This is a genomic window from Streptomyces sp. NBC_01478 (genome assembly GCF_036227225.1).
Lineage (GTDB): Bacteria > Actinomycetota > Actinomycetes > Streptomycetales > Streptomycetaceae > Streptomyces.
Map to the genome: position 1 here is coordinate 10,448,714 of NZ_CP109444.1, position 25,948 is coordinate 10,474,661.

General features: G+C 71.4%; 23 protein-coding genes. 11 read left to right on the forward strand and 12 right to left on the reverse strand.

Annotation, left to right across the window (positions count from 1 at the left end; genetic code table 11):
* The first annotated feature begins 4 nt into the window (after positions 1-4).
* Positions 5-2,269 (forward strand): MMPL family transporter, encoded by a 2,265-nt coding sequence (locus tag OG223_RS46535; RefSeq protein WP_329262903.1) that lies wholly within the window; start codon positions 5-7, stop codon positions 2,267-2,269.
* Between the two features lie 166 nt (positions 2,270-2,435).
* A complete protein-coding gene (locus tag OG223_RS46540) occupies positions 2,436-3,398 on the forward strand; it encodes an SMP-30/gluconolactonase/LRE family protein (protein WP_329262905.1) in 963 nt (320 codons plus the stop codon).
* An 89-nt stretch (positions 3,399-3,487) separates the two neighbouring features.
* Here OG223_RS46540 and OG223_RS46545 read toward each other — a convergent pair whose 3' ends face one another.
* Positions 3,488-5,113: an MFS transporter gene (locus tag OG223_RS46545; protein WP_443073804.1), complete on the reverse strand. Its 1,626-nt coding sequence runs from the start codon at positions 5,111-5,113 to the stop codon at positions 3,488-3,490.
* A 141-nt stretch (positions 5,114-5,254) separates the two neighbouring features.
* Here OG223_RS46545 and OG223_RS46550 point away from each other — a divergent pair, with 141 nt between their 5' ends.
* Positions 5,255-6,250: an Lrp/AsnC family transcriptional regulator gene (locus OG223_RS46550; RefSeq protein WP_329262908.1), complete on the forward strand. Its 996-nt coding sequence runs from the start codon at positions 5,255-5,257 to the stop codon at positions 6,248-6,250.
* A gap of 102 nt (positions 6,251-6,352) precedes the next feature.
* On the opposite strand, the gene OG223_RS46555 is transcribed toward OG223_RS46550, so the two are convergent.
* From OG223_RS46555 to OG223_RS46565, 3 genes are all read right to left on the reverse strand, one after another.
* Positions 6,353-7,693, reverse strand: coding sequence for a jacalin-like lectin (locus tag OG223_RS46555; protein WP_329262910.1), 1,341 nt, complete (start codon positions 7,691-7,693; stop codon positions 6,353-6,355).
* A gap of 601 nt (positions 7,694-8,294) precedes the next feature.
* Complete coding sequence (locus OG223_RS46560) at positions 8,295-9,389, reverse strand: helix-turn-helix domain-containing protein (protein ID WP_329262913.1); 1,095 nt, start codon at positions 9,387-9,389, stop codon at positions 8,295-8,297.
* Between the two features lie 412 nt (positions 9,390-9,801).
* Positions 9,802-10,788, reverse strand: coding sequence for an alpha/beta hydrolase (locus tag OG223_RS46565; RefSeq protein WP_329262915.1), 987 nt, complete (start codon positions 10,786-10,788; stop codon positions 9,802-9,804).
* A gap of 249 nt (positions 10,789-11,037) precedes the next feature.
* Here OG223_RS46565 and OG223_RS46570 point away from each other — a divergent pair, with 249 nt between their 5' ends.
* Positions 11,038-11,985, forward strand: coding sequence for a TerC family protein (locus OG223_RS46570; RefSeq protein ID WP_329262917.1), 948 nt, complete (start codon positions 11,038-11,040; stop codon positions 11,983-11,985).
* A gap of 74 nt (positions 11,986-12,059) precedes the next feature.
* A complete protein-coding gene (locus tag OG223_RS46575; RefSeq protein WP_329262920.1) occupies positions 12,060-12,941 on the forward strand; it encodes an LLM class F420-dependent oxidoreductase in 882 nt (293 codons plus the stop codon).
* A 73-nt stretch (positions 12,942-13,014) separates the two neighbouring features.
* Here OG223_RS46575 and OG223_RS46580 read toward each other — a convergent pair whose 3' ends face one another.
* A complete protein-coding gene (locus OG223_RS46580; protein ID WP_200715715.1) occupies positions 13,015-13,578 on the reverse strand; it encodes an NAD(P)H-dependent oxidoreductase in 564 nt (187 codons plus the stop codon).
* Positions 13,579-13,682: 104 nt separating this feature from the next.
* Here OG223_RS46580 and OG223_RS46585 point away from each other — a divergent pair, with 104 nt between their 5' ends.
* Positions 13,683-14,363 carry a TetR/AcrR family transcriptional regulator gene (locus OG223_RS46585; RefSeq protein ID WP_329262923.1) on the forward strand — a complete coding sequence of 227 codons (681 nt, stop codon included), beginning with the start codon at positions 13,683-13,685 and terminating at the stop codon, positions 14,361-14,363.
* Positions 14,364-14,370: 7 nt separating this feature from the next.
* On the opposite strand, the gene OG223_RS46590 is transcribed toward OG223_RS46585, so the two are convergent.
* Complete coding sequence (locus tag OG223_RS46590) at positions 14,371-15,507, reverse strand: FAD-dependent oxidoreductase (RefSeq protein ID WP_329262925.1); 1,137 nt, start codon at positions 15,505-15,507, stop codon at positions 14,371-14,373.
* 38 nt (positions 15,508-15,545) lie between these two features.
* Complete coding sequence (locus tag OG223_RS46595; RefSeq protein ID WP_329262928.1) at positions 15,546-16,223, reverse strand: TetR/AcrR family transcriptional regulator; 678 nt, start codon at positions 16,221-16,223, stop codon at positions 15,546-15,548.
* Between the two features lie 140 nt (positions 16,224-16,363).
* Here OG223_RS46595 and OG223_RS46600 point away from each other — a divergent pair, with 140 nt between their 5' ends.
* Positions 16,364-17,398, forward strand: coding sequence for a LacI family DNA-binding transcriptional regulator (locus OG223_RS46600; RefSeq protein WP_329262930.1), 1,035 nt, complete (start codon positions 16,364-16,366; stop codon positions 17,396-17,398).
* Between the two features lie 234 nt (positions 17,399-17,632).
* On the forward strand, positions 17,633-19,069 hold the full coding sequence (locus OG223_RS46605; RefSeq protein ID WP_329262932.1) for a benzaldehyde dehydrogenase: 1,437 nt from the start codon (positions 17,633-17,635) through the stop codon (positions 19,067-19,069).
* Between the two features lie 21 nt (positions 19,070-19,090).
* On the opposite strand, the gene trxA is transcribed toward OG223_RS46605, so the two are convergent.
* On the reverse strand, positions 19,091-19,477 hold the full coding sequence (gene trxA, locus OG223_RS46610) for a thioredoxin (RefSeq protein WP_329262933.1): 387 nt from the start codon (positions 19,475-19,477) through the stop codon (positions 19,091-19,093).
* A gap of 122 nt (positions 19,478-19,599) precedes the next feature.
* On the opposite strand from trxA, the gene OG223_RS46615 reads away from it, so the two are divergent.
* On the forward strand, positions 19,600-21,030 hold the full coding sequence (locus tag OG223_RS46615; RefSeq protein ID WP_329262935.1) for a dihydrolipoyl dehydrogenase family protein: 1,431 nt from the start codon (positions 19,600-19,602) through the stop codon (positions 21,028-21,030).
* A 37-nt stretch (positions 21,031-21,067) separates the two neighbouring features.
* Here OG223_RS46615 and OG223_RS46620 read toward each other — a convergent pair whose 3' ends face one another.
* Entirely contained in the window at positions 21,068-21,712 is a 645-nt protein-coding gene (locus OG223_RS46620) for a peptide deformylase (protein WP_329262936.1), read from the reverse strand.
* 333 nt (positions 21,713-22,045) lie between these two features.
* Between OG223_RS46620 and OG223_RS46625 the strand changes: the two genes are divergently transcribed.
* Positions 22,046-23,437 carry a PepSY-associated TM helix domain-containing protein gene (locus tag OG223_RS46625; RefSeq protein ID WP_329262938.1) on the forward strand — a complete coding sequence of 464 codons (1,392 nt, stop codon included), beginning with the start codon at positions 22,046-22,048 and terminating at the stop codon, positions 23,435-23,437.
* 61 nt (positions 23,438-23,498) lie between these two features.
* Here the strand turns inward: OG223_RS46625 and OG223_RS46630 are convergent, their stop codons facing one another.
* The 3 genes from OG223_RS46630 to OG223_RS46640 all read right to left on the reverse strand — a co-directional run bounded on the left by OG223_RS46630 (position 23,499) and on the right by OG223_RS46640 (position 24,836).
* Complete coding sequence (locus OG223_RS46630; protein ID WP_329262939.1) at positions 23,499-23,846, reverse strand: tetratricopeptide repeat protein; 348 nt, start codon at positions 23,844-23,846, stop codon at positions 23,499-23,501.
* Positions 23,847-23,913: 67 nt separating this feature from the next.
* Positions 23,914-24,357: a MarR family transcriptional regulator gene (locus OG223_RS46635; protein WP_329262942.1), complete on the reverse strand. Its 444-nt coding sequence runs from the start codon at positions 24,355-24,357 to the stop codon at positions 23,914-23,916.
* Positions 24,354-24,836, reverse strand: coding sequence for a MarR family winged helix-turn-helix transcriptional regulator (locus OG223_RS46640; RefSeq protein WP_329262943.1), 483 nt, complete (start codon positions 24,834-24,836; stop codon positions 24,354-24,356). The genes OG223_RS46635 and OG223_RS46640 overlap by 4 nt, the downstream gene beginning before the upstream one ends.
* A 119-nt stretch (positions 24,837-24,955) precedes the next feature.
* Here OG223_RS46640 and OG223_RS46645 point away from each other — a divergent pair, with 119 nt between their 5' ends.
* Positions 24,956-25,921, forward strand: a complete 966-nt coding sequence (locus OG223_RS46645; protein WP_329262946.1) for a pirin family protein — start codon at positions 24,956-24,958, stop codon at positions 25,919-25,921.
* Positions 25,922-25,948 lie beyond the last annotated feature (27 nt).

The following is a 25,948-nucleotide window of genomic DNA, read 5'->3' on the forward strand; positions in this document are numbered from 1 at the left end:
CGTCATGGCTGTCCTGTTGCACCGGCTGGGCCACAACGCCTACCGGCACCGAAAGCTCGTCCTGGGTATATGGCTCTTCGTGCTGGCCGCGCTCATCACCTGCGTCGGCGTCTTCGGTGGCAAGCTCGACGACCGCTTCTCGGTACCGGGCACCGAGTCGCAGCGCGCGTTGGACAGCCTGAGCAAGACCCTTCCGGAGGCGTCGGGCGCGAGCGCCCAGATCGTCTTCACGGCGCCGGAGGGGCACCGGATCACCGAGGCGCCCTACGCGGCGGTCATCGCCCGGACTGTCACGGAAGCCGGACAGGCGCCCCAGGTCAGCGAGGTCGTCGACCCCCGGACCGCCGGTGCCGTCTCGGCCGACCGGACGACGGCGATCGTCCAGGTCCACTACCGCGTGCAGACCGCGGAGGTCCGGGCGTCATCCGTGGACGCGCTCCGGGACGCGGCCCGCGCTGCGGAGAAGGACGGGCTGCGGACGTCGGTGGGCGGCTCCGTCTTCAGCAGCAACGGAGTTCACGTCGGCCCGTCGGAGATCATCGGCGTGGCCGTGGCGCTGCTCGTGCTCGTCGTCACGTTCGGTTCGCTGCTGGCCGCCGGCATGGCACTGCTGCCCGCGCTGATCGGGGTGGCGGCCGGTCTGACCGGACTGCTCGCTCTCGCGCCCGCGGTCGGCATCTCCTCCACGGCCGTCACGCTCGCCCTGATGCTGGGCCTGGCCGTCGGCATCGACTACGTCCTGTTCATCCTCTCGCGCCACCGACAGCAACTCGCCCGTGGCATCGACCCGAAGGAATCCGTCGCACTGGCCGTCGGCACGGCCGGCAGTGCCGTGGTCTTCGCCGGCGCCACCGTGATCATCGCGCTCGCCGCGCTGAGCGTCATCGGCATCCCGTTCCTGACCACCATGGGTCTAGGTGCGGCCGGCGCCGTCCTGATCGCCGTGCTGGCCGCGATCACCCTCGTCCCCGCCATCGCGGGATTCGCCGGTACCCGGCTCGCCCCCAAGCCCGGCAGCCGCGCCGCCCGACGGGCGGCCGACGCCGAGGGAACCACCGGACCCGCCACGCTGGGCACCCGCTGGACGCGGTGGGTCATCGCCAAACCGCTGCTGACCGTACTGGCCGTCACGGGCATCCTGGTCACCCTCATGCTGCCCGCCGCCGACCTGCGCCTGGCCCTTCCCGACAACGGCTCCGCCCCGCACGCCTCCACCCAGCGCACCGCCTACGACACGATCAGCGCCGAGTTCGGCCCCGGCTTCAACGGCTCCCTGCTCGTGCTGGCCGAGACCAACGACCGTACGACCGAAGCGAGTTCACGAGCCGGCGCCCAAGTGGCCGAGAAACTGCGGACCTTGAAGGACGTCAAGGCCGTCCTGCCGCCCCAGCCCACCAGCGACCCGACGCAGGGCGTCATCACCGTCCTGCCCGCTTCCGGCCCCGACAGCGTCCGCACCGACCGACTGGTCCGCGAGATCCGCGAGGCCGCGCCCGGCCTCCGTGCCACCGCCGGCGCCTCCATCGCGGTCACCGGCACCACCGCCGTCAACATCGATGTCTCCAACCGTCTCAGCGACTCCCTGCTGCCCTTCGTCGCCATCGTCGTCGGCCTCAGCCTGCTCCTGCTGATGACGGTGTTCCGGTCGCTGGTCATCCCGGTCAAGGCCGCCGTCGGTTTCCTGCTCTCGGTGGGGGCATCGCTCGGCCTGGTCGTCGCCGTCTTCCAATGGGGCTGGCTGGCCGACGTCCTCGGTGTGCCGCACAGCGGCCCGGTCGTCAGCTTCCTGCCCATCATCCTGATCGGCGTGCTGTTCGGACTGGCCATGGACTACGAGGTGTTCCTCGTCTCCGGGATGCGCGAGGAGTGGGCCCACACCGGCCGGGCCCGGCAGTCCGTCGTCGACGGCGCGTGGCACAGCGTGCGGGTCGTCACCGCCGCCGCCCTGATCATGTTCACCGTCTTCGCCGGGTTCTTCCCGCTGGACGACTCCCTCATCAAACCCATCGCGTTCGCCCTGGCCGTGGGCGTGGCCATTGACGCCTTCGCCGTCCGCATGACGCTCGTACCGGCGGTGCTTGCCCTCGCGGGGCGGGGCGCCTGGTGGTTGCCGGCGTGGCTGGACCGGCTTCTGCCCGACCTGGACGTCGAAGGGAGCAGCCTCCAGAAGGTCGTTCAGGAGAAGGGCGTACCGGCGGAGCGTGGGGAATCCGAGGTTGAGCATGCGGGTGCGGGTGCGGGTGGGGCGCGTGGGAACTCCGGGGAGTGATGGGCCGTTACGCAAATACCTGACCTTGGGGCGGAGTTGAAGAGGATTTCACCCGAGCCCCGAGCCTCAGGGTCCGATCCCCAGGGCTCGCCCGAGTCCCCGAGTTCGCCCAACCACCGTTCCACCAGCCCCCGTTCACCCCCACTCGTCCCCGGAGGCCAGAGCGATGACCCGGATCCACCCCCACGCACACCCCCACACCACCAGGCGCGCCCTGCTCGGCGGCGCCGCCCTGACCGCCCTCGCCGTGGCGACCGGCACCGGCACGGCGAGCGCCAACTCGTCCACTGCCCCCGCCAGTTGGCCGACGGTGTTCTCGCTTCCCAACGGCTTCCTCCCCGAGGGCATAGCCATCGGCAGCAGGCCGTACGCCTATATGGGCTCCCGTGCCAACGGCGCCATCCTCCGCACCGACCTGCGCACCGGTGAGGGGGAGATCCTGTCCGCGGGCGCCACCGGCCTGGTCTCGGTCGGGCTGAAGCTGGACCACGACGGCCTGCTGTACGTCGCCGGCAGCACCGGGGTCGCCAGAGTCGTCGACTCCCGCACCGGTGACGTCCTGACGAGTTATCAACTCACGCCGTCCACCGGCCACTTCATCAACGACGTCACCCTGCTCGGCGACCGCGCCTGGTTCACCGACTCGCTCGACGCGGTGCTCTACGGCGTACCGCGCGGCCGTACGGGCGAGGTCACCGCCCTGCCGCTCACCGGAGACTGGGTGCAGACCCCGGGCGTGAACAACGCGAACGGCATTGTCGGCACCCCGGACGGGCACGGCCTGATCGTGGTCAGCAGCAGCCCGGGCAAGCTCTACAACGTGTCCCTGAAGACCGGCTACGCCACGGAGATCGCCCTGAGCGGTGCGTCGGACGTGGTCAACGGGGACGGTCTGTTCCGGATCGGCCGGACGCTGTACGTCGTCCAGAACCGGCTGAACCGGATCAGCGTGTTCGACCTCGACGCCAAGGTCACCACCGCGACCCTGCGCCGTACGATCACCGATCCGGGCTTCGACGTCCCGACGACCGCCGCCCGCTTCGGCAACCGGCTCTATCTCGTCAACGCCCGCTTCACCAGCCCGCAGGCACCCGACACGACGTTCACCGCCGTCGCCGTGTCGATCTAAGACGGCAGCGGGCGGGGCTCCGGCACGACGTGCCAAGTGAGCCCCGCCCGTGGGTAGTTCGCGCCTCAGCCGTTCAGCGGTTCGGTTTCTCAGCGGCTCGGCGTCTGGTCGACCGCCGCTACAGCGACCGCTGTTGGAGCCTTCCCGGCGGTGTCCGCACCGGCCACCGCAGTCGTCGTAGACACGGCTGCCTGTCGCGGGCGCAGCAGCAGGACGCACACCAGCGCGGCGAGGAGAGTCAGCGACCCGGCCACGACCAGGCACAGGCGCATGCCGTCCAGGAACGAGTCGCCCAGCGCACCCAGTGCGCGCCCGGTGTTCGCGCCGAGGTCCATGTGGGCGACGGCGCCCAGACCGTTCGCGTCGGCGGTGGCGACGATGTTCCGCTGGGTCGCGCCCGTCACCCCGGCGTCGGTCAGGTGGCCCGGCAGGGTGTCCAGCGCCTTGGTGGAGAGCAGGGCGCCCAGGACGGCCGGGCCGAGCGCGCCGCCGACCTGCCGGAACGCGTTGTTGCCCGCCGCCGCCATGCCCGCCTGCTGATACGGCACGGAGGCCACGGCGGTCGCGGTCATCGGCGTCAGGACGGTCCCGATGCCCAGGCCGAGCAGCGCCAGCCGCCAGGCGATGGACCCGAACGACGTGCCGGCCTCGACGCCGGTCAGTGAGAACAGCGCACCGGAGATGACCAGCAGGCCACCCGTGATCAGGACGCGCGGGGCGACCCGGTGCATCAGCCGCCCGACCGGCTGGCCGACCACGATCGCCGCCGCGGTGACCATGAACAGCCGCCAGGCCGCCTGGAGCGTGTCGAGCTGCTGCACCAGGCCGAAGTAGAGGCTGAGCAGGAAGAAGAAGCCGATCAGCGCCAGGAAGGTGATCATCGCGACCAGCGTGGTGGCGGTGAACGCCGGGCTGCGGAACAGCGTCAGATCCAGCATCGGACTGGCACTGCGCCGCTCGGCGAGCACGAACGCGACCCCGCCGACCACCGCCGTGAACAGCGCCACCATGACCTTGGCGTCCGTGAAGGAACCGGCGCCGCCCTCGATCACGCCGTAGACCAGCGCGGTGATGGCGAGGGTCGCGGTGAGCTGGCCGGGCCAGTCCAGCTTCCGTCCGTGCGGGGCCCGCGAGTCGGGCAGCAGACGGGCGGCGACGACCAGCGCGATCAGCGGGACGGGCACGGAGATCAGGTAGATCCAGCGCCAGGTGGTGTGGTCGAGGATGACGCCGGCGATCAGCGGGCCGAGGGCCAGCGCGGCCATCAGTGCGGTCGCCCACAGGCCGATGAACCTGCCGCGCTCCCGGTGGTCGGGCACCGCGTGGCTGATCAGTGCCAGCGTGGTCGGGAGCAGGGTCGCCGCGCCGAGCCCGGCGAGTGCCTGGCCGATCCACAGCACCTGCACCGACTGCGCGGACAGCGCCACGGCCGCGCCGGCGGCGGCGAACAGCAGGCCCGCCTGGAACACCTTCTTGCGTCCGTGCACATCGCCGAAGACACCGGCGGTGAGGATGAACGCGGCCATGGGCAGGACGAACGCGTCCTGGACCCAGGACAGTTGGGCGGTCGACGCGTTCAGCGCCGACTGGATGGCGGGCAGGCTCACGGCGACCGTGGTCACCGGCAAGTAGGCGACGAAGACGCCGAGGCAGGCCATGACGAGGGTGGCCGCCCGCCGGTCGGGCCGACCGCTCGCCGGGGTCGTGACGTTCACGGGGAACTCTCCTTGTTCAGCGCGATGCCCTCGAACAGGCATGCGCCTCAGGATCAGCCCCAGCATGGACAATCACCAACGCACGACCGAGAAGCGATCAGAAACCTCCATCCAGTTCCTGGCTGATGTCAGACTTCCCTCATGACAGACGAAGTCGACGGGAAAATCCTCCGCGCACTGCAGTGCGCGCCGCGCGCCTCGTTCCGGCTGATCGGCGAGGTGGCCGGGGTCTCGGAGCAGACCGCCGCCCGTCGTTTCCACGCCCTGCGCCGCTCCGGGGTGATGCGGGTGGTCGGCCTGGTCGACCCCGCCGTTCACGGTGACGCGCGCTGGATCGCCCGGATCCGCTGCCGCCCCGACCGGGTCGGCCTGCTCGCCGACGCGCTCGCCCGCCGGCCCGACATCGCCTACGCGGGCCTCGCGTCCGGCGGTTCGGAGATCATCTGTGTCATCAGCGCGCCGGTCCAGGTGCCGCGCGACGACGTCCTGCTGCGCCAACTGCCCAGGTCCGCCTCGGTGCTGGACGTGAGCATCGACCTGCTCATCCATCCCTTCGGCACGTCCGGCAGAAGCGACTGGACGGGCCACGGTGGCCGGCTCACGCCCGAGCAGATCCAACTCCTCGTCGGCGAGCGGCCGTTGACCCCTACCGGACCACCCGTACGCCTCACCGAGGAGGACACCCCCCTCCTCGACGCGCTAGCGGAGGACGGCCGCGCCACCCACACCCAGCTCGCCGACGTCACCGGCTGGTCCACGGCCCGCGTCGCCCGCCGCCTGGACGCCCTGGAGAGTTCGGGCGCTCTCCTCTACGACGTCGAACTGCTCGCCGCACGCCTGGGGTTCGCGCTCAACGCCACCCTGTGGCTGCGCGTCGCCCCCGCCCGCCTCGAACGCGTCGGCGAGGAAATCGCGGGCCACGACGAGGTCGCCTTCGCCGCCGCCATCAGCGGCGACTCCAACATCATGGTGGTCGCGGTCTGCCGCGACAACGAGGACCTGTACCACTACCTGACCACGAAGGTCGCCGCCGTCCCGGGGATCGACGGCTACGGCGTGAGCATCCGCGTCCACACCTTGAAGCAGGCCACCTCACTCATCTCCCGCGGACGCCTGGTGCCCCTGGCGTTCGCCTAGCGCGGCCGGGGCGCACCGAGCCGGACCACCCGCGGCGGCGGATGATCCGGCTGGTGTGAACTGTCGTACGGTGCTTGCCACTTCGCCGCTACGGCGACGGGGTCAGCGCTTCGTGTAGATGAAGCCGACCTTGTCCACCTCGTCGCCGGAGCGTCCGTGGAAGCCGGCGATCTGCCAGCCGGACGGGGCGGTGCGGGTCACACAGTCCGAGGTGGTGGTGCCACCGGCCAGGGTGTTGCCCAGGTTGGTGGTGAACTTGGCGTAGAAGATCCGCGTGGTGTCGCTGTACTTGCCCTCGCACAGGTACGCAGACGTCACGTACTCACTGCTGCCCAGCGTCAGCGAGGACGCGGTGCCGCCCGTGCCGCCGTGGGTGAGCGTGGTCCCGTTCGCGAGGGTGACGCCGACCTGGTCGACGCGGGAGCCGGCGCGCAGCGAGATCTTGGTGGCGCGGGCGGCGGCCGGGACGCTGGGGATGTCCTGGTAGTAGTCGCCGTGCGGGCCGCCGAACTGGTCGCTGAGCTGGAAGTCCGCGCTCTGCGACCAGGTGAAGCCGACCGTGATCGGGTCGTGGTCGGAGAGCATCAGCCCGTCCGAGGTCAGGAACTTGGCGTGCTCGTTGTTGTACGAGGTCGCGTTGAGCGTCACCAGCTTGCTGCTGCGGTAGAGGACCTTGTCCACGACCTCGCAGGTGTTGGGCACGGTGGCCCCGGTCTGGTCGCACAACAGCGTGTCGCTGCCCTTGGCCGGCGCGACGCCGCCGCGGATCACCTTGACCCAGGCGTCGGTGAGACCGTTGGCCGCGCCGAACTCCGCGATCGTGTCGGCGGTGCGGGTGTAGCGGGTGTTCGTGTCACCCATCACCACGACGGCGTTGCCCGCCGAGTGGGTGCCGATGAACGAGGTGAGCTGGTTGAGGTTGTCCGCGCGGGAGGCCTCGTCGCCGTCGTTCGTGCCCGCGTTGGTGTGCAGGTTGTAGAAGTCGACGTACACGCCCTCGGAGAGGCGCTCACGCATGAACGTGAAGCCCTTGGGGGTCAGGCAGTCGCCCGAGTCGACCTGGCAGGAGTTCCAGCCGACCCGCTCGAAGTCGTCGCCGTCCCAGGCGTAGTTGGAGACGGTGTTGAGCCCGCTGCCGATGCCCGCGCCGCCGCTGGTCGCCGTGCGGTAGGGGTGGGTGTCGGTGGAGTACAGGTAGGCGTGGTAGTTGAAGTCCTCCTGCACGTTCACGATGTCGTACGGGGCGATGCGCGTGCCGATCTCGGTGGTGCTCGTGTCGCGCGGCGTCGAGGCACTGGACAACCACTCCGGCAACCCGGCGACGTTGTACGTGAGCACGCTGAAGCTGCCCGACGTTGCGGCGGCGGCCGGTGTCGCGGCGGCCACCGTGATCCCGCCGAGGGCCGCGGCTGCGGCCACCAGACAGGCGAGAAGTCTGCGCATGGGGAAGTGCCTCCTGCGGAGTGACAGAGGGGGAGGGTGAGGTGGTGCGGCGGTCACGGCAAAATGTAGCGACAAGCGCTTGCTGTGACTCCCCCTCAGCCGCACTGAATCTGGAATTCCGGGTGACCGGCGGATGGCCAAGTCCCGTTGCGTGCCCGTTTGTTGTCAGTGCGGGGGGATACGGTCCGGGACCATGGGCCACGACATTCACCTCACCCGGCGCGTGGACCGGTGGGACGAGGACGGACCGGAGATCACGGCCGACGAGTGGGAAGCGGTTGTGGCGTCCGGCGCCGAACCGTCCATGATCCCGGCCCCGTTGGGCTGGACCGGTCCCGTGCGGCGGTCCGCGCTGCTGAACACGCGTCCCGACGAGACGCGGTTCGGGACCGCGTTGTACTGGGACGGGGGGCGAGATCAGGGTGAAGAATCCGAGCGATCCGCTGATCGCCAAGATGCGGCGGACCGGACGGGCGCTCGGGCTCGGGCTCGGGCTCGGGGCGAGGGCCCAGGGGGACGACGGCGAATGCTACGGGCCAGACGGGAGACCGATTCCCTCCGCCCGCCGACGACGGTGACCGCCGTGGTTGCCGGCGATGCCCTACGGCCGCGCCAAATGCCGCATGGTCAGGGCCAGTTGGAGCCGTAGTCGCCCCTGCGGAGTCCGCACCGGCCAGCCCAGCAGTGACTCCGCGTGGGTCAACCGGTCCTGGAGCGTGGAATGGTGGACGTTGATCTCGGTGGCCGCCGCGCGCAGGCTCGTGGTGGTGGCGACGGCGTTCAGCGTGGCCAGCAGCCAGGGGGCGTTCGCCGCCGCGGTTTCCACGTCGTGGACGTCGGGGGGTGGTTCGGCGCCCGGTGCGACGAGTTCGGCGAGGAGGGCGATGCCGCCGAGTTCGTCGGCGTGCACGACGCGCCGGCCGGGGTCCTGTGCGCTGCCGTCGGAGGTGAAACGGAGGGCGGTGCGGGCGGCGGCCCAGGAGCGGGGCAGCTCCAGTACCGGGACGGCGGGCCCGATGCCCAGTCGTCCGGCGGGCAACTCGACCTCGGTGTGCGGTGGTTGGGCGCCGGTACGGTCCGGGGCCGCCTGCGGATCACCGTCCGGGTGCGGGGCGAGGGGGACGGGCCGTGCGGCGGTGTCCCGGGACGCGGCGACGACCCGGGGCGGTCCGTCGAGCGGGGCGACGACCCTGGCCCGGGTCGTGGGGTCGGCCGGGTCGAGGCCGAGACGGCGGGCCGCGTGCAGCCGGGCCGCCTCGGGTGCCGTCGCGTCGAGAAGGGTCTCGATCGACTCGGGGTCGTCGAGGGGAACACGGCCCCGGGTGCGATCGAGCACGATCCGTACGGCACCGGCCGCGCGCTCCAGGATCACCGCGTCGACGACACTGGGCGCCGCCTGCGCCGTACGCTCCAGCCAGAGCGCGGACACCCCGCCCGGCGTCAGCGCGGCCGACGGCCAGGCGGGATCCGGCGCCGACGCGCTGTCCCTGCGCGTACCGTCCGCCTCCACCCGCACCCGGACCCGCCGCTCGGCGTCGACCAGCCGCGCGGCACACCCGGCCAGCACCGCCGCCCCACGCACCAACGCCTCAAGCCCTGCCCGCGACTCGGCAAGCCGATCGAAGTACCCGATGACCCGCACGGCGGCACCGGCGTCCGGATCCAGCGCGGTCAGGCGCCCGGCCAGCTCTTTCATATGCCCATGGTGCGGCATGGAACGGATGGAGAGGAGGGATGGGGGCGGGGGAGTGTACGGGGGCTGTCTTCGGAGCGGCGCAGGAGCCTTCCTGGCGTGCAGGGCGTGCAGGTGTCCCACTCGTGCACGGCGCGCTCGTGTCGCCGCGGTTCTGCGGTGACGCCATCGGCATCCGAGGAACCGGCGGGAGGGGGAGCGAGGGCAATGGGACGCGGGCACCGTGCGCGGGCTGGCTTCGGTGTCGGCCGCCCCCGACTTCCAGCCGCCCCGGGATCGGCTTCAGCGCGTCCCCGAGTCGCCGCCCCTTCAGTCACCTCCGCCGAACGCCCCGAGCCACCCCTTCCCGCTGCCTCCGAGGCGACTCACCAGAGCCACCACGGCACACCGGCATCACCGCAGCCGCCCGCTCCGCTCAAGCCGTCGCGAACAACCGCCGCAGCCAGCTCACATGGGCCGCCCGGGCCGCCTGGGACACGGCCGCCTGGGGGGCGAAGCCGTCGAAGCCGTGGAAGCCGCCGGGCCAGACGTGGAGTTCGGCGATGCCGCCCGACTGCCAGAGGCGGGACGCGTAGGTGACGACCTCGTCGCGGAAGGTCTCCGCCGAGCCGACGTCGAGGAAGGCGGGAGGCAGGCCGGTGAGGTCCTCGGCGCGGGCCGGTGCGGCGTACGGCGACACGTCGGGGCCGCCGCGTCGGTCACCGAGGAGGGCGGTCCAGCCGGTCTCGTTCGCCGTGCGGTCCCAGACGCCGACGCCGACCATCTGGTGCGCGGACGGAGTGTCGTTGCGGTCGTCGAGCATCGGGCACAGCAGCAACTGCCCGATCGGACGCGGTCCGCCCCGGTCCCGGGTGAGCAGGGCCAGCGCCGCCGACAGCCCGCCGCCGGCGCTCGCGCCCATGACGACGATCCGCTCCGGATCACCCCCGATCTCCTTCGCGTGCTCCGCCGTCCACAGCAGACCGGCGTACACGTCCTCGATCGGCGCGGGATGCGGATGCTCGGGCGCCAGCCGGTACTCCACCGACACGACCACCGCGTCCAGTTCCCGCGCGTACTCCAGCGCCCCGGTCACCCCGACCCGCCTGTCGCCGAGCACCATCCCGCCGCCGTGCACGTGATAGATGACGGGCAGCGCGCCCGCCGTCGCCGGTGCGGTCGGACGGCAGATCAGCAGCGAGATGTCGGGCTCCCCGACCGGTCCCGCCACCTCCCTGTCCTCGACGGCGAAGGCCCCGTCCAGGGTCAGATCCATCTCGGCCAACTGCGTGATCCCCGGACCCCGGCGGATCTCCTCGATGTCCTCCAGAGACATCCCCGGTGAGATGAACTCCTTGATCAACTCCAGCGCCCCGGCGAGTTCCGGGTCGAACGGGGGCGGGGGCGGGACGGACGACGTCATGCGCTTCTCCTGACACTGGGCGCTGCGGCTCGTACGGCCATCCTCCGCGCGTGGGCCCCGGATCCGCCCACCGCCGTCCGGCGGAACCTCTCCGCCGGACGGCGGGTGCCTTGCCAGGACGTGATCTGTTGTTCACCTGCGGGACGTGGAAGTGATCCCTCGCGCCGACAACGATGTCCAAACCCTCATGGATCACCCCATCCATGCCACTAACCACCTCCCCCCACTCCCGCACCAGGAGCACCACCCGTGAACATCTCCCTGACCGGCTGGCTGCTGACGGTCGCCGCCCTGTGCGCACTCGTCGGAGTCGACTTCCTCATCGGCCGCAAACCCCACGACGTCTCCATCAAGGAAGCCGGCGTCTGGACCGTGGCCTGGGTCGTCCTGGCCTGCCTGTTCGGACTCGGACTGCTCTTCTACGGCGGGAGCGGACCGACCGGGGAGTTCTTCGCCGGGTACATCACCGAGAAGTCGCTGAGCGTCGACAACCTCTTCGTCTTCGTGCTGATCATGGGCAAGTTCGCGGTGCCCTCGCAGTACCAGCAGCGCGTCCTGATGGTCGGCGTCCTCATCGCCCTGGTGCTGCGCGCCGGCTTCATCGCCGCCGGCGCCGCGATCATCTCCACGTTCTCCTGGGTGTTCTACCTCTTCGGCGCCTTCCTGATCTGGACCGCGTGGAAGCTCGTCCAGGACGCCCGCAAGGGCGGACACGAGGAGGACTACGAGGAGAACAAGCTCCTCAAGATCGCCGAGCGCCGCTTCGGCGTGGCCGACCGCTACCACGGCACCAAGCTGTTCATCACGGAGAACGGCAAGCGGATCATGACCCCGATGCTGGTCGTGATGCTCGCCATCGGCTCCACCGACGTGCTCTTCGCGCTCGACTCCATCCCCGCGATCTACGGCCTCACCCAGGACCCGTACATCGTCTTCACCGCCAACGCCTTCGCCCTGATGGGCCTGCGCCAGTTGTACTTCCTCATCGGCGGCCTGCTGAAGAAGCTCGTCCACCTCAGCTACGGCCTGTCGATCATCCTCGGCTTCATCGGCGTCAAACTGGTGCTGCACGCCCTGCACGAGTCCGGGGTGCACGTCCCGCAGATCTCCATCCCCTTCTCCCTCGGCTTCATCGTGCTCGTCCTGGCCGTCACGACCTTCACCAGCCTGCGGGCCACGAGGACGCAGAGCGCTTGACTTCGAGAACGCTCGAAGGCCTACCGTCACGAGGGAAGGCGAAGGTCCGGGCGAACTGTGAAACGGAGTCGGGCATGCGGGTCGGCGTACACATCAACCGGTTCAACCATCCCGGAGGGCCGGCGGCGATCGGGCCCGAGCTGGCCGCGGCGGGCGCCGCGGCCGAGGCGGCGGGCGTCAGTTGGCTCTCGGTGATGGACCACTACTTCCAGATGGAGTTCAACGGCGGCGCCGAGGACGCCATGCTGGAGGCCTACACGACGCTGGGGTTCCTGGCCGGCCGCACCTCCACGGTCCAGCTCGGCGCGCTGGTGACCGGTGTGACGTACCGGAATCCGGGGCTGCTCGCGAAGATCGCCACCACGCTCGACGTACTCTCCGGCGGCCGGGCCACGCTGGGCATCGGGGCGGCCTGGTACGACCGCGAGCACCACGGGCTCGGCGTGCACTACCCGCCGGTCGCGGAGCGTTTCGAGCGGCTGGAGGAGACCCTGCGGATCTGTCTGCAGATGTGGGACCCGGAGGCGAACGGCCCCTTCGAGGGCAAGCACTACCGGCTGGCCGAGACCCTGTGCGTGCCCGCGCCGGTCAGCAGCCCGCACCCCGAGATCATGATCGGCGGGAGCGGCGAGAAGAAGACGCTGCGCATGGTCGCCCAGTACGCCGACGCCTGCAACCTGATCGTGTCGACACCGGAGGAACTGCGGCACAAGCTCGACGTGCTGCGCGGTCACTGCGACAGGCTGGGACGCGACTACGACCGTATCCGCAAGACGATCGTCCACGGCGGCGAGTCGGTCACGACGGGGGACACCGACGCGTTCCTGCGGGAGATCAACGGCTTCACGAAGCTGGGGATCGACACGGTGATCCTGGGCCCGCGCACCGGCGAACCGGCCGAGTGGATCGAGCGGTTCGTGGCCCCGGCGGTACCGCGCCTGGCCGAACTGGACTGACGTGAACTGACGGGAAAGGGGCCGGAGTCGATGTCAACTCCGGCCCCTTTCACGGTGCGGCGGGGTGCTTCGATCAGGCGGCGACGGCCTCGCCCGCGTGGCCCTTGAGCTGGGAGAGGACCTCGGTCAACTGGGCGACGACCTCGGCGTCCTCGGACGGGTGGGTCTCGGCGAAGCGGACCACGGAACCGGGGATCGAGAGCTTGAGCTCCTCGATCACCTTGCCGCCGGCGATGCCCACGGCCTTGCGGGCCTCGTCCTGCGCCCACACGCCGCCGAACTGGCCGTAGGCGGTGCCGACCACGACGACCGGCTTTCCACCGAAGCCGCTGGCGCCGTAGGGGCGGGACAGCCAGTCGATGGCGTTCTTCAGGACGGCCGGGATGGTGCCGTTGTACTCGGGGGAGAAGAAGAGGAACCCGTCCGCGGCACCGGCGGCGGCGCGCAGCTTGGCGGCGGCGGCCGGGACGTCGCCCTCGACGTCGATGTCCTCGTTGTAGAACGGGATGTCGGCGAGACCCTCGAAGATCTCGATGTCGGAGCCCTCGGGCGCGAACTTCACGGCGGCCTCGGCGAGCTGGCGGTTGTGCGAGCCGGCACGCAGGCTGCCGACGAGCGCGAGGATACGAACAGACATGGGGACTCCAAGAGGGGGGCTGAAACACTGCCGTTACGATCCGGACCGAGGTCCGCTTAAAAGTTGTACCAGGCTAAGCGGACCGCGGTCCAGTTTTGTTCCGAGTGCTTTACGCTGTCTTCATGTCCAGCGCCCTGCCACCCTTCCCGAAGCCCGAGGAGTCCATAAGCGAACCCCAGTTGCTGGAGGTCCGCTCCTTCACCGACGAGCCCTGCCTGCGCGCCGACGCGGCCCGCAACCGCGCCAAGCTGCTGGAGGCCGCCGCCCGGCTGATCGCGGAGCACGGAGTGGCCGGCGTCACCATGGAGGCGGTGGCCGCCGCCGCCCAGGTCGGCAAGGGAACGGTGTTCCGCCGCTTCGGCGACCGCACCGGCCTGCTGATGGCGCTGCTCGACCACTCCGCGCAGACGCTCCAGGCCGACTTCATCGGCGGCCCGCCCCCGCTGGGCCCGGGAGCCCCACCGGTCGAGCGGCTGCGCGCCTTCGGCGTGGAGGTGCTGCACCGCCATGCCGAGCATCTGGACCTGCAACTGGCCGCCCAGCCGGAGCCCACCCGCAAGTTCGCCCACTCCGCGCTCCGGGCGCTGCACACCCACGTCATGATGCTGCTGCGGCAGATCGTGCCGGACGCCGACTGTGAGCTGCTCTCCCAGACGCTCATGGCGTATCTCGACCCCGCCCTGATCAATCATCTGGCCCGGCAGTGCGACATGCCCATGGAGCGGCTGGAGGCCGGCTGGACCGACCTCGTCGCGCGCGTGACCCGTACGCCGTCGCCCTGCTGATTCCGGCTCAGCCGAAAGAGGCGAACAGGTCGAGCATGCCCTGCGGGGCGTCCTCGCGGAACATCAGCACCCCGTTCGCCGCGGACTCCGCCGCCGACTCCTCGCTGCGCGGGAACAGCTTCTCCTCGTACGCGGCCAGCGCGGCCTCGGTGTCGCCCGGGTGCGCGGCCAGCGCCTGGCCCAGTTCGGCCCCGTCGAGCATGGCCAGGTTGGCGCCCACACCCGCGAACGGCGACATCAGATGGGCCGCGTCGCCCAGCAGCGTCACCCCGGGCACCCGATCCCAGCGGTGCCCGATCGGCAGCGCGTGGATCTGCCGCGGGGTCAACGGCCCGTCCGCGTCGGCGAGCAGCGCCCGCAGGCTCTTGTCCCAGTCCGCGAAGTGCTCCAGGGTGTACGCCTTCGCCGCCTCGGTGTCCGTGAAGTCGACGCCGTCGAACGCGTCCTCGGGGACGGCGAGCGCCACGTAGATGTGCAGGCTCCCGTCGGTCTCGCGGTGGGCCAGGAAGCCCTTGCCCGCACCGAGCGCCATCATCATGCCGCCGCCGACGACCTCGGCGCTCACGGGATGCCGCAGATCGGCGTCCGGCAGGTCCACCTCGACGAACGAGATGCCGGTGTACGCGGGCTTCGCGTCCGACAGCAGGGACCGCACCCTGGACCAGGCGCCGTCCGCGCCGATCAGCAGATCGGTGGTGAAGGAGGTGCCGTCCGCGAGTGTCACCTCGTGCCGGCCGGCGTCGAGCGGGCGGGCGCCGGTGACCTTCGCGCCCCAGCGGACGGTGCCTTCGGGCAGCGAGCCGAGCAGCAGATCGCGCAACTGGCCGCGGTCGACCTCGGGGCGCCCGCCGGTGCCGTCGTCGGGGTCGTCCAGGAGGACCGTGCCGGCCCGGTCGAGGACGCGCGTGGCCTCGCCGCCCGGGTTCACCAGCGCGCGGAACTCCTCGTACAGGCCCGCAGCGCGCAGCGCCGGCTGGCCCGAGTCGTGGTGGATGTCGAGCATGCCGCCCTGGGTGCGCGCGGCGGGGGAGGCGTCGAGGTCGAAGACGGCCGCCTCGATGCCGTTGACGTGCAGGACCCGGGCGAGCGTGAGCCCGCCGAGTCCGCCGCCGATGATCGCGACGGTGTGATGGGGGGTGGTCATGATGGGCCTCCTTGAAGCGAAGTGGCCGGGAAACGGCGTCAGTTGGGAGGGACGGCGGTCCGCTCGATCCCGTTGATCAGTGCCTGGAACCGCCACGACAGGCGGGCCTCGGGCGCCCCCGCGAGCAGTTCGCCGGAGCGGGCCGCGATGTGCGGGTGGGTCCGGTCGGACGCGGTGCGCACGGCGTCGGTCAGGGCGTCCCAGTCGTCGCGGTCGGTGTCGTCGGCCGAGTGCTCGGCGGCCGTCGCGGTCGCCTGCTGGAGCAGCAGGTCCACACCCCACGCGGCCTGCGCCGGTGGGACACCGCCCTCGTCGAGCAGCGCCAGCAGGGTCTCGATCAGGTTCAGGTAGTGCGGGCCGCTGGGCCAGGCCGTCAGTGCCGAACGGGCGAGGCTCGGGTGCTCGAAGAGCATCGCGGTGTACGCCGTGAGCATCTGCTCGAGCCGCTCACGCCAGGAACCCTCGGTGGGCGCGGGCCCGATCGTGCCGAGCAGCTCGTCCAGGACCGCGGCGTGCAGCTCCGCGGTGTTGCGGACGTACACGTACAACGAGGCCGGACCGGTGTCGAGCTCCTGGGCCAGGCGCCGCATGGTGACCTTGTTCAGGCCCTCCGTGCGGAGGACCGTCACAGCGGTGGCGACGATGCCCTCCCTGCTCAGGGCGGGTTTCGCCGGTCGGTCACGGCGGCTGCGCGGGGTGTCGGGGCGAGCTGTCATGCCTCCACGGTAGCGAACATGTTCGCTCCGAACAAGTTCGTGACGAACATGTTCGTAAAATACCGGACCATGCTGCTCTCGTGACGGCCGTTCCCCCGCCGCACTCTTCGGCCCCGGCTTCTGTCAAGATGCCGTACGTCATGGTGCAGATACCGAAAACGCCCGCAGCTTTGTCGCCCGCACCGCGCTCCGTGCCCACGAGCGCCGATGTGGCCCGCCTGGCCGGCGTCTCACGCGCGACCGTCTCCTACGTCCTCAACAACACCAGCGCCGTACGGATCAGCGAACCCACCCGCCGTCGCGTCCACGAGGCCGCCAAGGAACTCGGGTACGTCCCGCACGCGGCGGCCCGCAGCCTGCGCGCCGGGCACAGCCGGATGGTGCTGATGCCGGCGCCGAACGTGCCGGTGGGACTGCTCTACAGCCAGTTCATGGCCGAACTCCAGTGGGCGCTCAGCCGCCTCGACTACACGGTCGTGCAGCACGGCTCAGTCGGGCTGCACGGCGACGAGGCCGCCCGCGCCTGGGCCGAACTCCGCCCGGTCGCCGTCCTGGTGCCCGGCGCCGGACTCGGCCCGCAGGGCGTCGCCGTCCTCAAGCGCTCCGGCGCCCGGGCCGTCCTCACGCTCGGCCCCGAGCGGGTCGAGGGCGCCCACGCCCTCCTCCTGGACCATGTGAGCGTCGGCCATCGCGCCGGCACGCATCTGCACGCCCGCGGCCGGCGCCGGATCGGTGTGGTCGTGCCCGAGGAGCCCGGACTGGAGGCCTTCTCCCGGCCCCGCCTCGAAGGAGTGCGCCGCGCCCTGCTCGACACGGACGCCACGGTGACCGAACTCCCGCTCGCCTACAGCGAGGAGAGCGCCGCCAAGGTGGCCGCGGGCTGGCGCGCGCTCGGCCTCGACGCCGTGTTCGCGTACAACGACGAGTACGCGATGCTGCTGATGCGCGCCCTCCAGGACGAGGGCATCCGCATCCCTGAGGACACGGCCGTGATCGGTGCCGACGACCTGATGATCGGCCGGCTGCTGCGCCCGCGCCTGAGCACCGTCCACATCCAGTTGCCGTCCGGCCGCGACCTCGCCGAACTGGTCGACAACGCGGTCCGCGAACCCGGCGCCCTGCCCGGCACGCACGAACTGCTCGGCGCCTCGGTGGTGCACCGCGACTCCACCTGACCCGGGCCGACTCGGGCCGGCCCGAGTCGGAGAACCGTGCCCGGGGCGAAACGGCCGTACGCGGCTAGGATGTTGCATGCTCAACCAGACGGGGATGCGTGCGACCACCGGGCGCGGCCCCCACGGCTGCGCCGGATCACCGCATCCCGGCACGCGGCCGCTCAACCGGCCGCGAGGACACGGGACTTGCGCCGCCCCGGGCGGGTCCCGCCGGTGACGGATCGGAGAACCGCCATGCCTCTGCTCGACCCCAAGACCTGGCAGCCCCGCCCCCTGTCGGGCCCCGAGTACCCGGTCACCGAGCCCGCCACCGGCGATACGCTCGGCACCGTCACGCTCGCCGCCGCCGAGGACATCAGGCCGGCCGTGCGGGCGGCCCTCGCCGCGCAGGCCGAGTGGGCGCGCGTCCCGCACTTCGTCCGCGCCGGTGTGCTGCGCAAGGCAGGTGACCTGTTCGCCGCGCACGCCGAGGAGTTGCGCGAGTGGCTCGTGCGGGAGTCCGGGTCGATCCCCGGCAAGGCGGACTTCGAACTGCACGTCGCCGCCCAGGAGTGCTACGAGGCCGCCGCGCTCGCCTCCCGCCCCGCGGGCCAGGTCCTCCCCACGGAGGCACCCCGGCTGTCGTACACCCGCCGCATCCCGGTCGGAGTCGTCGGCGTGATCGCGCCGTTCAACGCCCCGCTGATCCTCTCCATCCGCTCGGTCGCCCCGGCGCTCGCGCTCGGCAACGGGGTCGTCCTCAAGCCGGACCCGCGCACGGCGGTCTGCGGGGGACTCTCACTCGCGGCGGTCTTCGCGGAGGCGGGCTTGCCCGAGGAACTGTTCCAAGTCCTGCCGGGCGGTGCCGAAGTGGGTGCGGCCCTCGTCGCCGACCCGCAGGTGCCCGTCATCTCCTTCACGGGCTCAACTGCCGCCGGGCGCGCGGTCGGTGAGGCGGCGGGGCGTCATCTCAAGCGCGCACACCTGGAGTTGGGCGGGAACTCGGCCCTGATCGTCCTGGCGGACGCCGACCTGGACGCGGTGATCTCGACGGCGGCCTGGGGTTCGTTCTTCCACCAGGGCCAGATCTGTATGACCACCGGCCGCCACCTCGTGCACGAGTCGCTCTACGAGGAGTACGTCGAACGCCTCGCCGCCAAGGCCGACTTGCTCGCCGTGGGCGACCCGCACCGCGCGCAGGTCCACCTCGGCCCGATCATCGACGCCGCCCAACTCGCCAAGGTGCACGGGCTTGTTGAAGCCAGCACGGCAACTGGCGCCAGGCTGGCGGCCGGTGGCACGCACGAGGAACTCTTCTACCGGCCGACCGTCCTCGCCGGCGTCGACGACGACACCCCCGCCTACGCGGAGGAGGTCTTCGGCCCGGTGGCGCCGGTACGGTCCTTCGCCACCGCCGACGAGGCGGCCGCACTGGCCGCGGCCGGGCCGTACGGCCTGTCGCTCGGGATCGTCACGCGCGACAGCGCCCGCGGCCTGGACCTCGCGGAACGCATCCCCACCGGGATCGTCCACATCAACGACCAGACCGTGAACGACGAGGCCGTGGCCCCCTTCGGCGGGGTCGCCGCGTCCGGCACCGGCGCCCGCTTCGGCGGCGAGGCCAACCTGGAGGCCTTCACCGACGTGCGCTGGACGACGGTGCGCGGAGACGTGGCGTCGTATCCGTTCTAGGTATTTTCTGAACGGCGGGGCCTACTTGCCGTTCTGCTCGGCCTGCGCCTGCTGCTCGGCGACCGACTTGCGGACCTCGTCCATGTCGAGCTTGCGGGCCTGGCCGATGACGTCCGTCAGGGCGGCCTCCGGCAGGGCGCCGGGCTGGGCGAACACGGCGACGCGGTCACGGACGATCATCAGCGTGGGGATCGACTGGATGCCGAAGGCCTGCGCCAGCTCGGGCTGGGCCTCGGTGTCGATCTTGCCGAAGACGAGGTCCGGGTTCTCGTCGGCCGCCTTCTCGTAGACCGGGGCGAACTGACGGCACGGCCCGCACCAGGACGCCCAGAAGTCGATCAGGACGAAGTCGTTGTCCGTGACCGTCTGGTCGAAGTTCTCCTTGGTGAGCTCCACGGTGCTGCTCATGACGTGATTCCCTCTTCCTCGATGTGGGGGCGAAGCCGTCCCGGACAACACGGTCGTCCGGTCCCGTATTCCGCGCCCCTACCCGTGTGGCTTCAGCGCACACCACCCAGCAGACTGGCCCCATGACGGAAACGGAATCCATCGTGTACGACGTCGTGGTGGTCGGGGCCGGGCCCGTGGGGGAGAACGTTGCCGACCGCACCCGTGCGGCCGGTCTCTCCACCGCGATCGTGGAGAGCGAACTGGTCGGCGGCGAGTGCTCGTACTGGGCGTGCATGCCCAGCAAGGCCCTGCTGCGCCCGGTCATCGCCCGCGCCGACGCGCGCCGCGTGCCCGGCCTCGGCCACCTCGTCCAAGGCCCCCTCGACACCGCCGCGGTGCTCGCCCACCGCGACTACGAGGCCTCGGGCTGGAAGGACGACGGCCAGGTCCAGTGGCTCGACGGCATCGGCGCCGACCTCTACCGCGGCCAGGGCCGCCTCGACGGCCCCCGCAGGGTGACGGTGACGGGCCCCGACGGCGTACGGCACGTCCTCACGGCCCGGCACGCGGTCGCCGTGTGCACCGGCACCCGCGCCCTCCTCCCCGACCTTCCCGCGCTCGCCGACGTCAAGCCGTGGACCAGCCGCGAGGCCACCAGCGCCAAGGCCGCGCCCGGCGGGCTGATCGTGGTCGGCGGCGGGGTCGTCGCCGTCGAAATGGCCACCGCCTGGCAGGCGTTGGGCTCCCGGGTCACCCTCCTCGTCCGCGGCAAGGGCCTGCTGCCCCGCATGGAGCCCTTCGCCGGCGAACTGGTCGCCGACGCGCTCGCCGAGGCCGGCGTCGACCTGCGCACGGGCACCTCCGTGGTGTCGGTGACCCGTGAGAACGGCACCGTCGTCGCCGTGACCGACACCGGCGACCGCATCGAGGCCGACGAGATCCTCTTCGCCACCGGACGCGCCCCGCAGACCGACGACATCGGCCTCGACACGATCGGCCTGGAACCGGGCTCCTGGCTGACGGTGGACGACACCCTCCGTGTCCAGGACAGCGACTGGCTGTACGCGGTCGGCGACGTCAACCACCGCGCCCTCCTCACCCACCAGGGCAAGTACCAGGCACGCATCGCGGGCGCCGCGATCGCCGCCCGCGCCGAAGGCGTCCCGCTGCTGGAGACCGACCCGTGGGGCGCCCACGTGGCCACCGCCGACCACGACGCGGTACCCCAGGTCGTCTTCACCGACCCGGAGGCCGCGTCCGTCGGCCTCTCCCTAGCCGAGGCCGAAGCGGCCGGCCACCGCGTCCGCGCGGTCGACGTCGAGTTCTCCTCGGTGGCGGGCGCCGGCCTCTACGCCGACGGCTACCGGGGCCGCGCCCGCATGATCGTCGACCTCGACGACGAGACCCTGCGCGGCGTCACCTTCGTCGGCCCCGGCGTGGGCGAACTGATCCACTCCGCGACCATCGCGGTGGCCGGCCAGGTCCCGATCAACCGCCTGTGGCACGCGGTCCCGTCGTACCCGACGATCAGCGAGGTCTGGCTGCGCCTCCTGGAGGCCTACCGGGGCTGAACATCCCCAATTCGTCGGCCAGTTGACAGCCGATCCGCTACGGCAGCTCGAAGCCGAGCGCAGCCGACGCCACGTCCGGTGCCGGCTGCGCCCAGCGCTCCGCCATGGCCTCGTTCGACGACAGTGAGCGCAGCTCGGCCCGGTCCAGGTAGAGCAGGCCGTCGAGGTGGTCCGTCTCGTGCTGGACGATCCGCGCGGGCCACCCGGTGAACACCTCGTCCACCGCCCGCCCGTGCTCGTCCTGCCCGGTCAGCCGCACCGAGGCGTGCCGCGCGACCACCGCCTGCCAGCCCGGCACACTCAGGCACCCCTCGAAGAACGCGGCCAGGCCCTCACCGACCGGCTCGTACGACGGATTGACCAGCACCCGGAACGGCTGCGGCACCCGGCCGCGCACCACCCGCACCTCGTCCGGCACCGGCGCGGGATCCTCGATCACCGCGATCCGCAGCCCCACCCCGACCTGCGGGGCCGCGACACCCACCCCCGGAGCGGCGTGCATGGTCGCGCGCAAGGCCTCGACGAACCGGGCCAGCAGCGCGGGCCCCAACTGACCGTCGAACGGCTCGATCCCGCGCCTGAGCACGGGATCACCGGCCGTGACGATGGGCAACGGGCCGCCGCCGGCGAGGAGTTCCTCGACCCGCTCGGCCAGGGGTACGTGATCACTGGGAATTGCCATCGCGCCAGGATGCCATGGCCTCCGGCACCACCCGATGTGACCCACGCCACGCGAAGCCGCGGGAACTCGGCGCCTTCGCGCGCCGACTACTGGACCACTACGGCTACGACACGTTCGGGCGCCGTCGCCGGGTCGTCCGTCGGTGTCGTAGTCGCCCGCCCTGTCGTCACCCGAGCACCGTCGCCCTCGTCCCTCGCCCGCCCCCGGTTCACCCGTCCCCGCCTCTGGTCCACGTGCCTCAACTGCCCGGTTTATTCGCCCCGTTCCTCGTCCGCCCGCCTCCGCCCCCGGTTCTGCTCGTCCCCGCCCCCTGCCTCCCGGAGAAGCCCGCCCATGTCCACCGCTCCCTCGACCGCCACGGCCGAGGTTCCGCAAGAGCCCGCCCCGGCGCCGTCCCCCAGCCGCTGGGCCCCGCTGCGTCCCCTGGTCCTGCGTCTGCACTTCTACGCCGGTGTGCTCGTCGCCCCGTTCCTGCTCGTCGCCGCGGCCACCGGCTTCCTGTACGCCGGTGCCTTTCAGGCCGAACGGTTCGTGTACGCCCATGAGTTGACCGTCCCCGTCGGTGAACGCGAGCTGCCGATCTCGCAGCAGGTGACCGCCGCCCGCAAGGCGCACCCCGAGGGCACGGTCTCGGCGGTCCGCCCCTCCCCGGAGGCCGGCGCCACCACCCGCGTGATGCTCTCCGGCGTCAAGGGCGTCCGCGCCGACCACACCCTTGCCGTGTTCGTCGACCCGTACACCGGAAAGGTCCGCGGCGCGCTCGAACAGTACGGCTCGACCGGCGCGCTCCCGCTGCGCACCTGGACAGACGACCTGCACCGCAATCTGAACCTCGGCGAAACCGGCCGCCTGTACAGCGAGTTCGCCGCGAGCTGGCTGTGGGTCATCGCGGGCGGCGGCCTGGTGCTGTGGTTCTCCCGCCGCCGCGCCCTGCGCAAGGTGCGCGGCACCAGCGGACGGCGCCGCACTCTCGGCCTGCACGGCACGGTGGGCGTCTGGGCCGCCGCCGGCTTCATCTTCCTGTCGGCGACCGGACTGACCTGGTCGACGTACGCGGGCGCCAACATCGACGAACTCCGCACCTCCCTGGGCCAGTCCACGCCCTCGGTGTCCGCCGCGGCGAGCGGTGAACACGCGGGCCACGGCGGCTCCACCGCGACCGGCGACGCCGAACACGGGGTGGGCCTGGACAAGATCCTCGCCGCCGCGCGGGCCGAGGGGCTCGGCAACCCCGTCGAGATCGTGCCGCCCGCCGACGCCGACTCGGCGTACGTCGTCAAACAGGTCCAGCGCAGTTGGCCCGAGAAACAGGACGCGGTCGCCGTCGACCCCGCCACGGGCGAGGTGACCGACGAACTCCGGTTCGCCGACTACCCGTTGCTCGCCAAGCTGACCCGCTGGGGCATCGACCTGCACACGGGTGTCCTCTTCGGCCTGGCGAACCAGATAGCCCTGATGCTGCTCGCCGGCTCCCTGGTCCTGCTGATCGTGTGGGGCTACCGGATGTGGTGGCAGCGCGGCCGGGGCTCCTCCTTCGGCCGCCCGATCCCGCGCGGCGCGTGGGCCCGGATGTCCCCGCTGATTCTCGTCCCGTGCCTGGCGGTGATCGCCGTACTCGGCTATTTCGTCCCGCTGTTGGGCATCCCGCTGGCCGCGTTCATCGCCGTGGACGTGGTGCTCGGCGAGGTGGCGCACCGCCGGGGCCGCCGGACGTACGCGAAGTAGCGGCACACGCCGAGGGGCCCGGTTCCGTCAAGGAACCGGGCCCCTTCGTACTCACTGTCGCTCAGACCCGCTCGAAGTCACCCGCGAGCGCCGAGGCGATCCGCAGATGCGGGCCCGCCTCCTCGTGCCGCCCCTGCCGCTCCAGGGTGCGGCCCAGCATCAGCCGCGCGTAGTGCTCCACCGGGTCACGCTCCACGAGGACCCGCAACTCGGCTTCGGCGCGCCGCAGTTGGGCCGAGTGGTAGTAGGCGCGCGCCAGCAACAGGCGCGGTCCGGTCTGCTCGGGCACCTCCTCGACCAGCCCGCCCAACACCCGCGCCGCCGCGGCGTAGTCCTTGGCGTCGAAGAACATCTGCGCGCGCTCCCAGCGCTCCGCCGATGTCCCGTGGTCGTAGTACGTCATGTCCACTTGACCTCCTTCGACGGGCTCAACGGACCTTGTTGGTTGAATATTCCACTACTCAGCTACGGCGGTACTACTCCGCCACGGCGGCCAGCGCGGCGTTGGCCCGCTCGGTGATCAGGGTCAGCACTCGGCCGGCGATCTCCAGATCCTGTTCCGGAATGTCGGCGTAGACCTGGGCGGTGTAGACGCCGGTCTCGCTGCTGACCCGGTCGAACAGCTCACGGCCGGCGTCGGTCGGCCGGACCTCGGACCCGTCGGCCGCGACCAGTCGCGCGGCGATCAACTGCTCGACCACGTCGCGCACGGTGGCCTCGTCGACCTTCAGCGCCGAGACGACCTCGCCGACGAGCTGCTCGCGGCCGACGGGTCCGTCGGCGACGGCGACGAGCCGGAGGGTGATCTGCTGCTGGAAGTCGAGGCCGTGCCGGATCAGGACGCTCTCCAGGACGGCGCGTCCGGCGTAGTGCGCGAGGCCGATGACGCGGGGGTCGAGTCGGGGTGCGGTGGTGGTCATGACTGCTCCTTCTCGTGCTCGCTCGCAGGGTCGAGGGGTGTGTCGAGCAGGGTCGCCAGGTCTCGGTTGAACTCCCGGGTCCGCGCGCTGTCGAGGCCGCCGAGCGGCTCCAGCAACTGCTCCAGAAGTCCGTGGACGACCTTGATCGCCCGCCGGGTCACATCGCGGCCCTGCTCGGTGAGGGCCAGTTGGACGGCGCGGGGGTCCCGCGGGTCCCGGGTGCGCTCGACGAGGCCGGCGGACTCCAGGGCGCGGGCCAGCTTCGAGACGTAGAGGGCCTCGAGGCCGGTGTGGTCGGCGAGGTGCCGCTGGCTGGGGCGCAGGCCGGAGCGCTGCATGCCGTACAGCGACGCCACCAGGGAGTACTGCGCATGGGTCAGTCCCAGGGGTGCCACCGCGCGGTCGACCGCCACGCGCCACTTCATCGACAGTCGCCAGACCAGGAAACCGGGCGTCGCGCCCTCGGATGCCGTACTCATGACCGATACAGTACATAGCTACTATGTACATGGCTACTATATTTCGGCGGGAGGGCACCAAGGGACGGGGCGGGGGAGACGGACTGACGGAACGGCCTCGGCGGGGCTAGGTTGTCGCCATGAGCAATCTTGATCGCGAAGCGGTTCCGGCCCTGTGCGGCGGCCGTGGTTTCGTGGTGGCGGAGCCCGTCCGTGAACTCCTCAGCCCGCGCCGGGTCCAGCTCGGCGAGTCCACCGAAGTCCGCCGACTGCTGCCCAACCTGGGCCGCCGTATGGTCGGAGCCTGGTGCTTCGTGGATCACTACGGTCCCGACGACATCGCCGACGAGCCGGGCATGCAGGTGCCCCCGCACCCCCACATGGGCCTGCAGACGGTGAGCTGGCTGCACGAGGGCGAGGTGCTGCACCGCGACTCGACCGGCAGCGTCGCCACGATCCGCCCGCGCGAACTGGGCCTCATGACCTCCGGCCGCGCGATCAGCCATGCCGAACAGAGCCCCAAGACGCACGCCCGCTTCCTGCACGGCGCGCAGCTCTGGGTCGCCCTCCCCGACAGCGACCGGAACGTCGATCCGCACTTCGAGCACCACGCCGAACTGCCGGTCGTCACGGCGCCGGGACTGCGCGCCACGATCGTCCTCGGCGACGTCGACGGCGCGGCCTCGCCCGGCACGACGTACACCCCGATCGTCGGCGCGGACCTGGCCCTCGCGGCCGGCGCGGACGTACGTCTCCCGCTGGAACCGGACTTCGAGTACGCCGTCCTCGCCATGTCCGGCGAGGCCCACGTCGACGGCGTCCCGGTCCTCCCCGGCTCGATGCTCTACCTCGGCTGCGGCCGTACCGAACTCCCGCTGCGCGCCGCGTCGGACGCGGGGCTGATGCTGCTGGGGGGTGAGCCGTTCGACGAGGAGCTGATCATGTTCTGGAATTGGATCGGACGGTCCCAGGAGGAGATCGCGCAGGCTCGTGAGGACTGGATGACAGGGTCTCGGTTCGGCGAGGTGAAGGGGTACGACGGGGCGCCGCTGCCGGCTCCTGAACTGCCTCCGGTGGCGTTGAAGCCGCGGGGGAGAGTGCGCTGACCTGCTGAGATGCGTCGATGGAGTGGG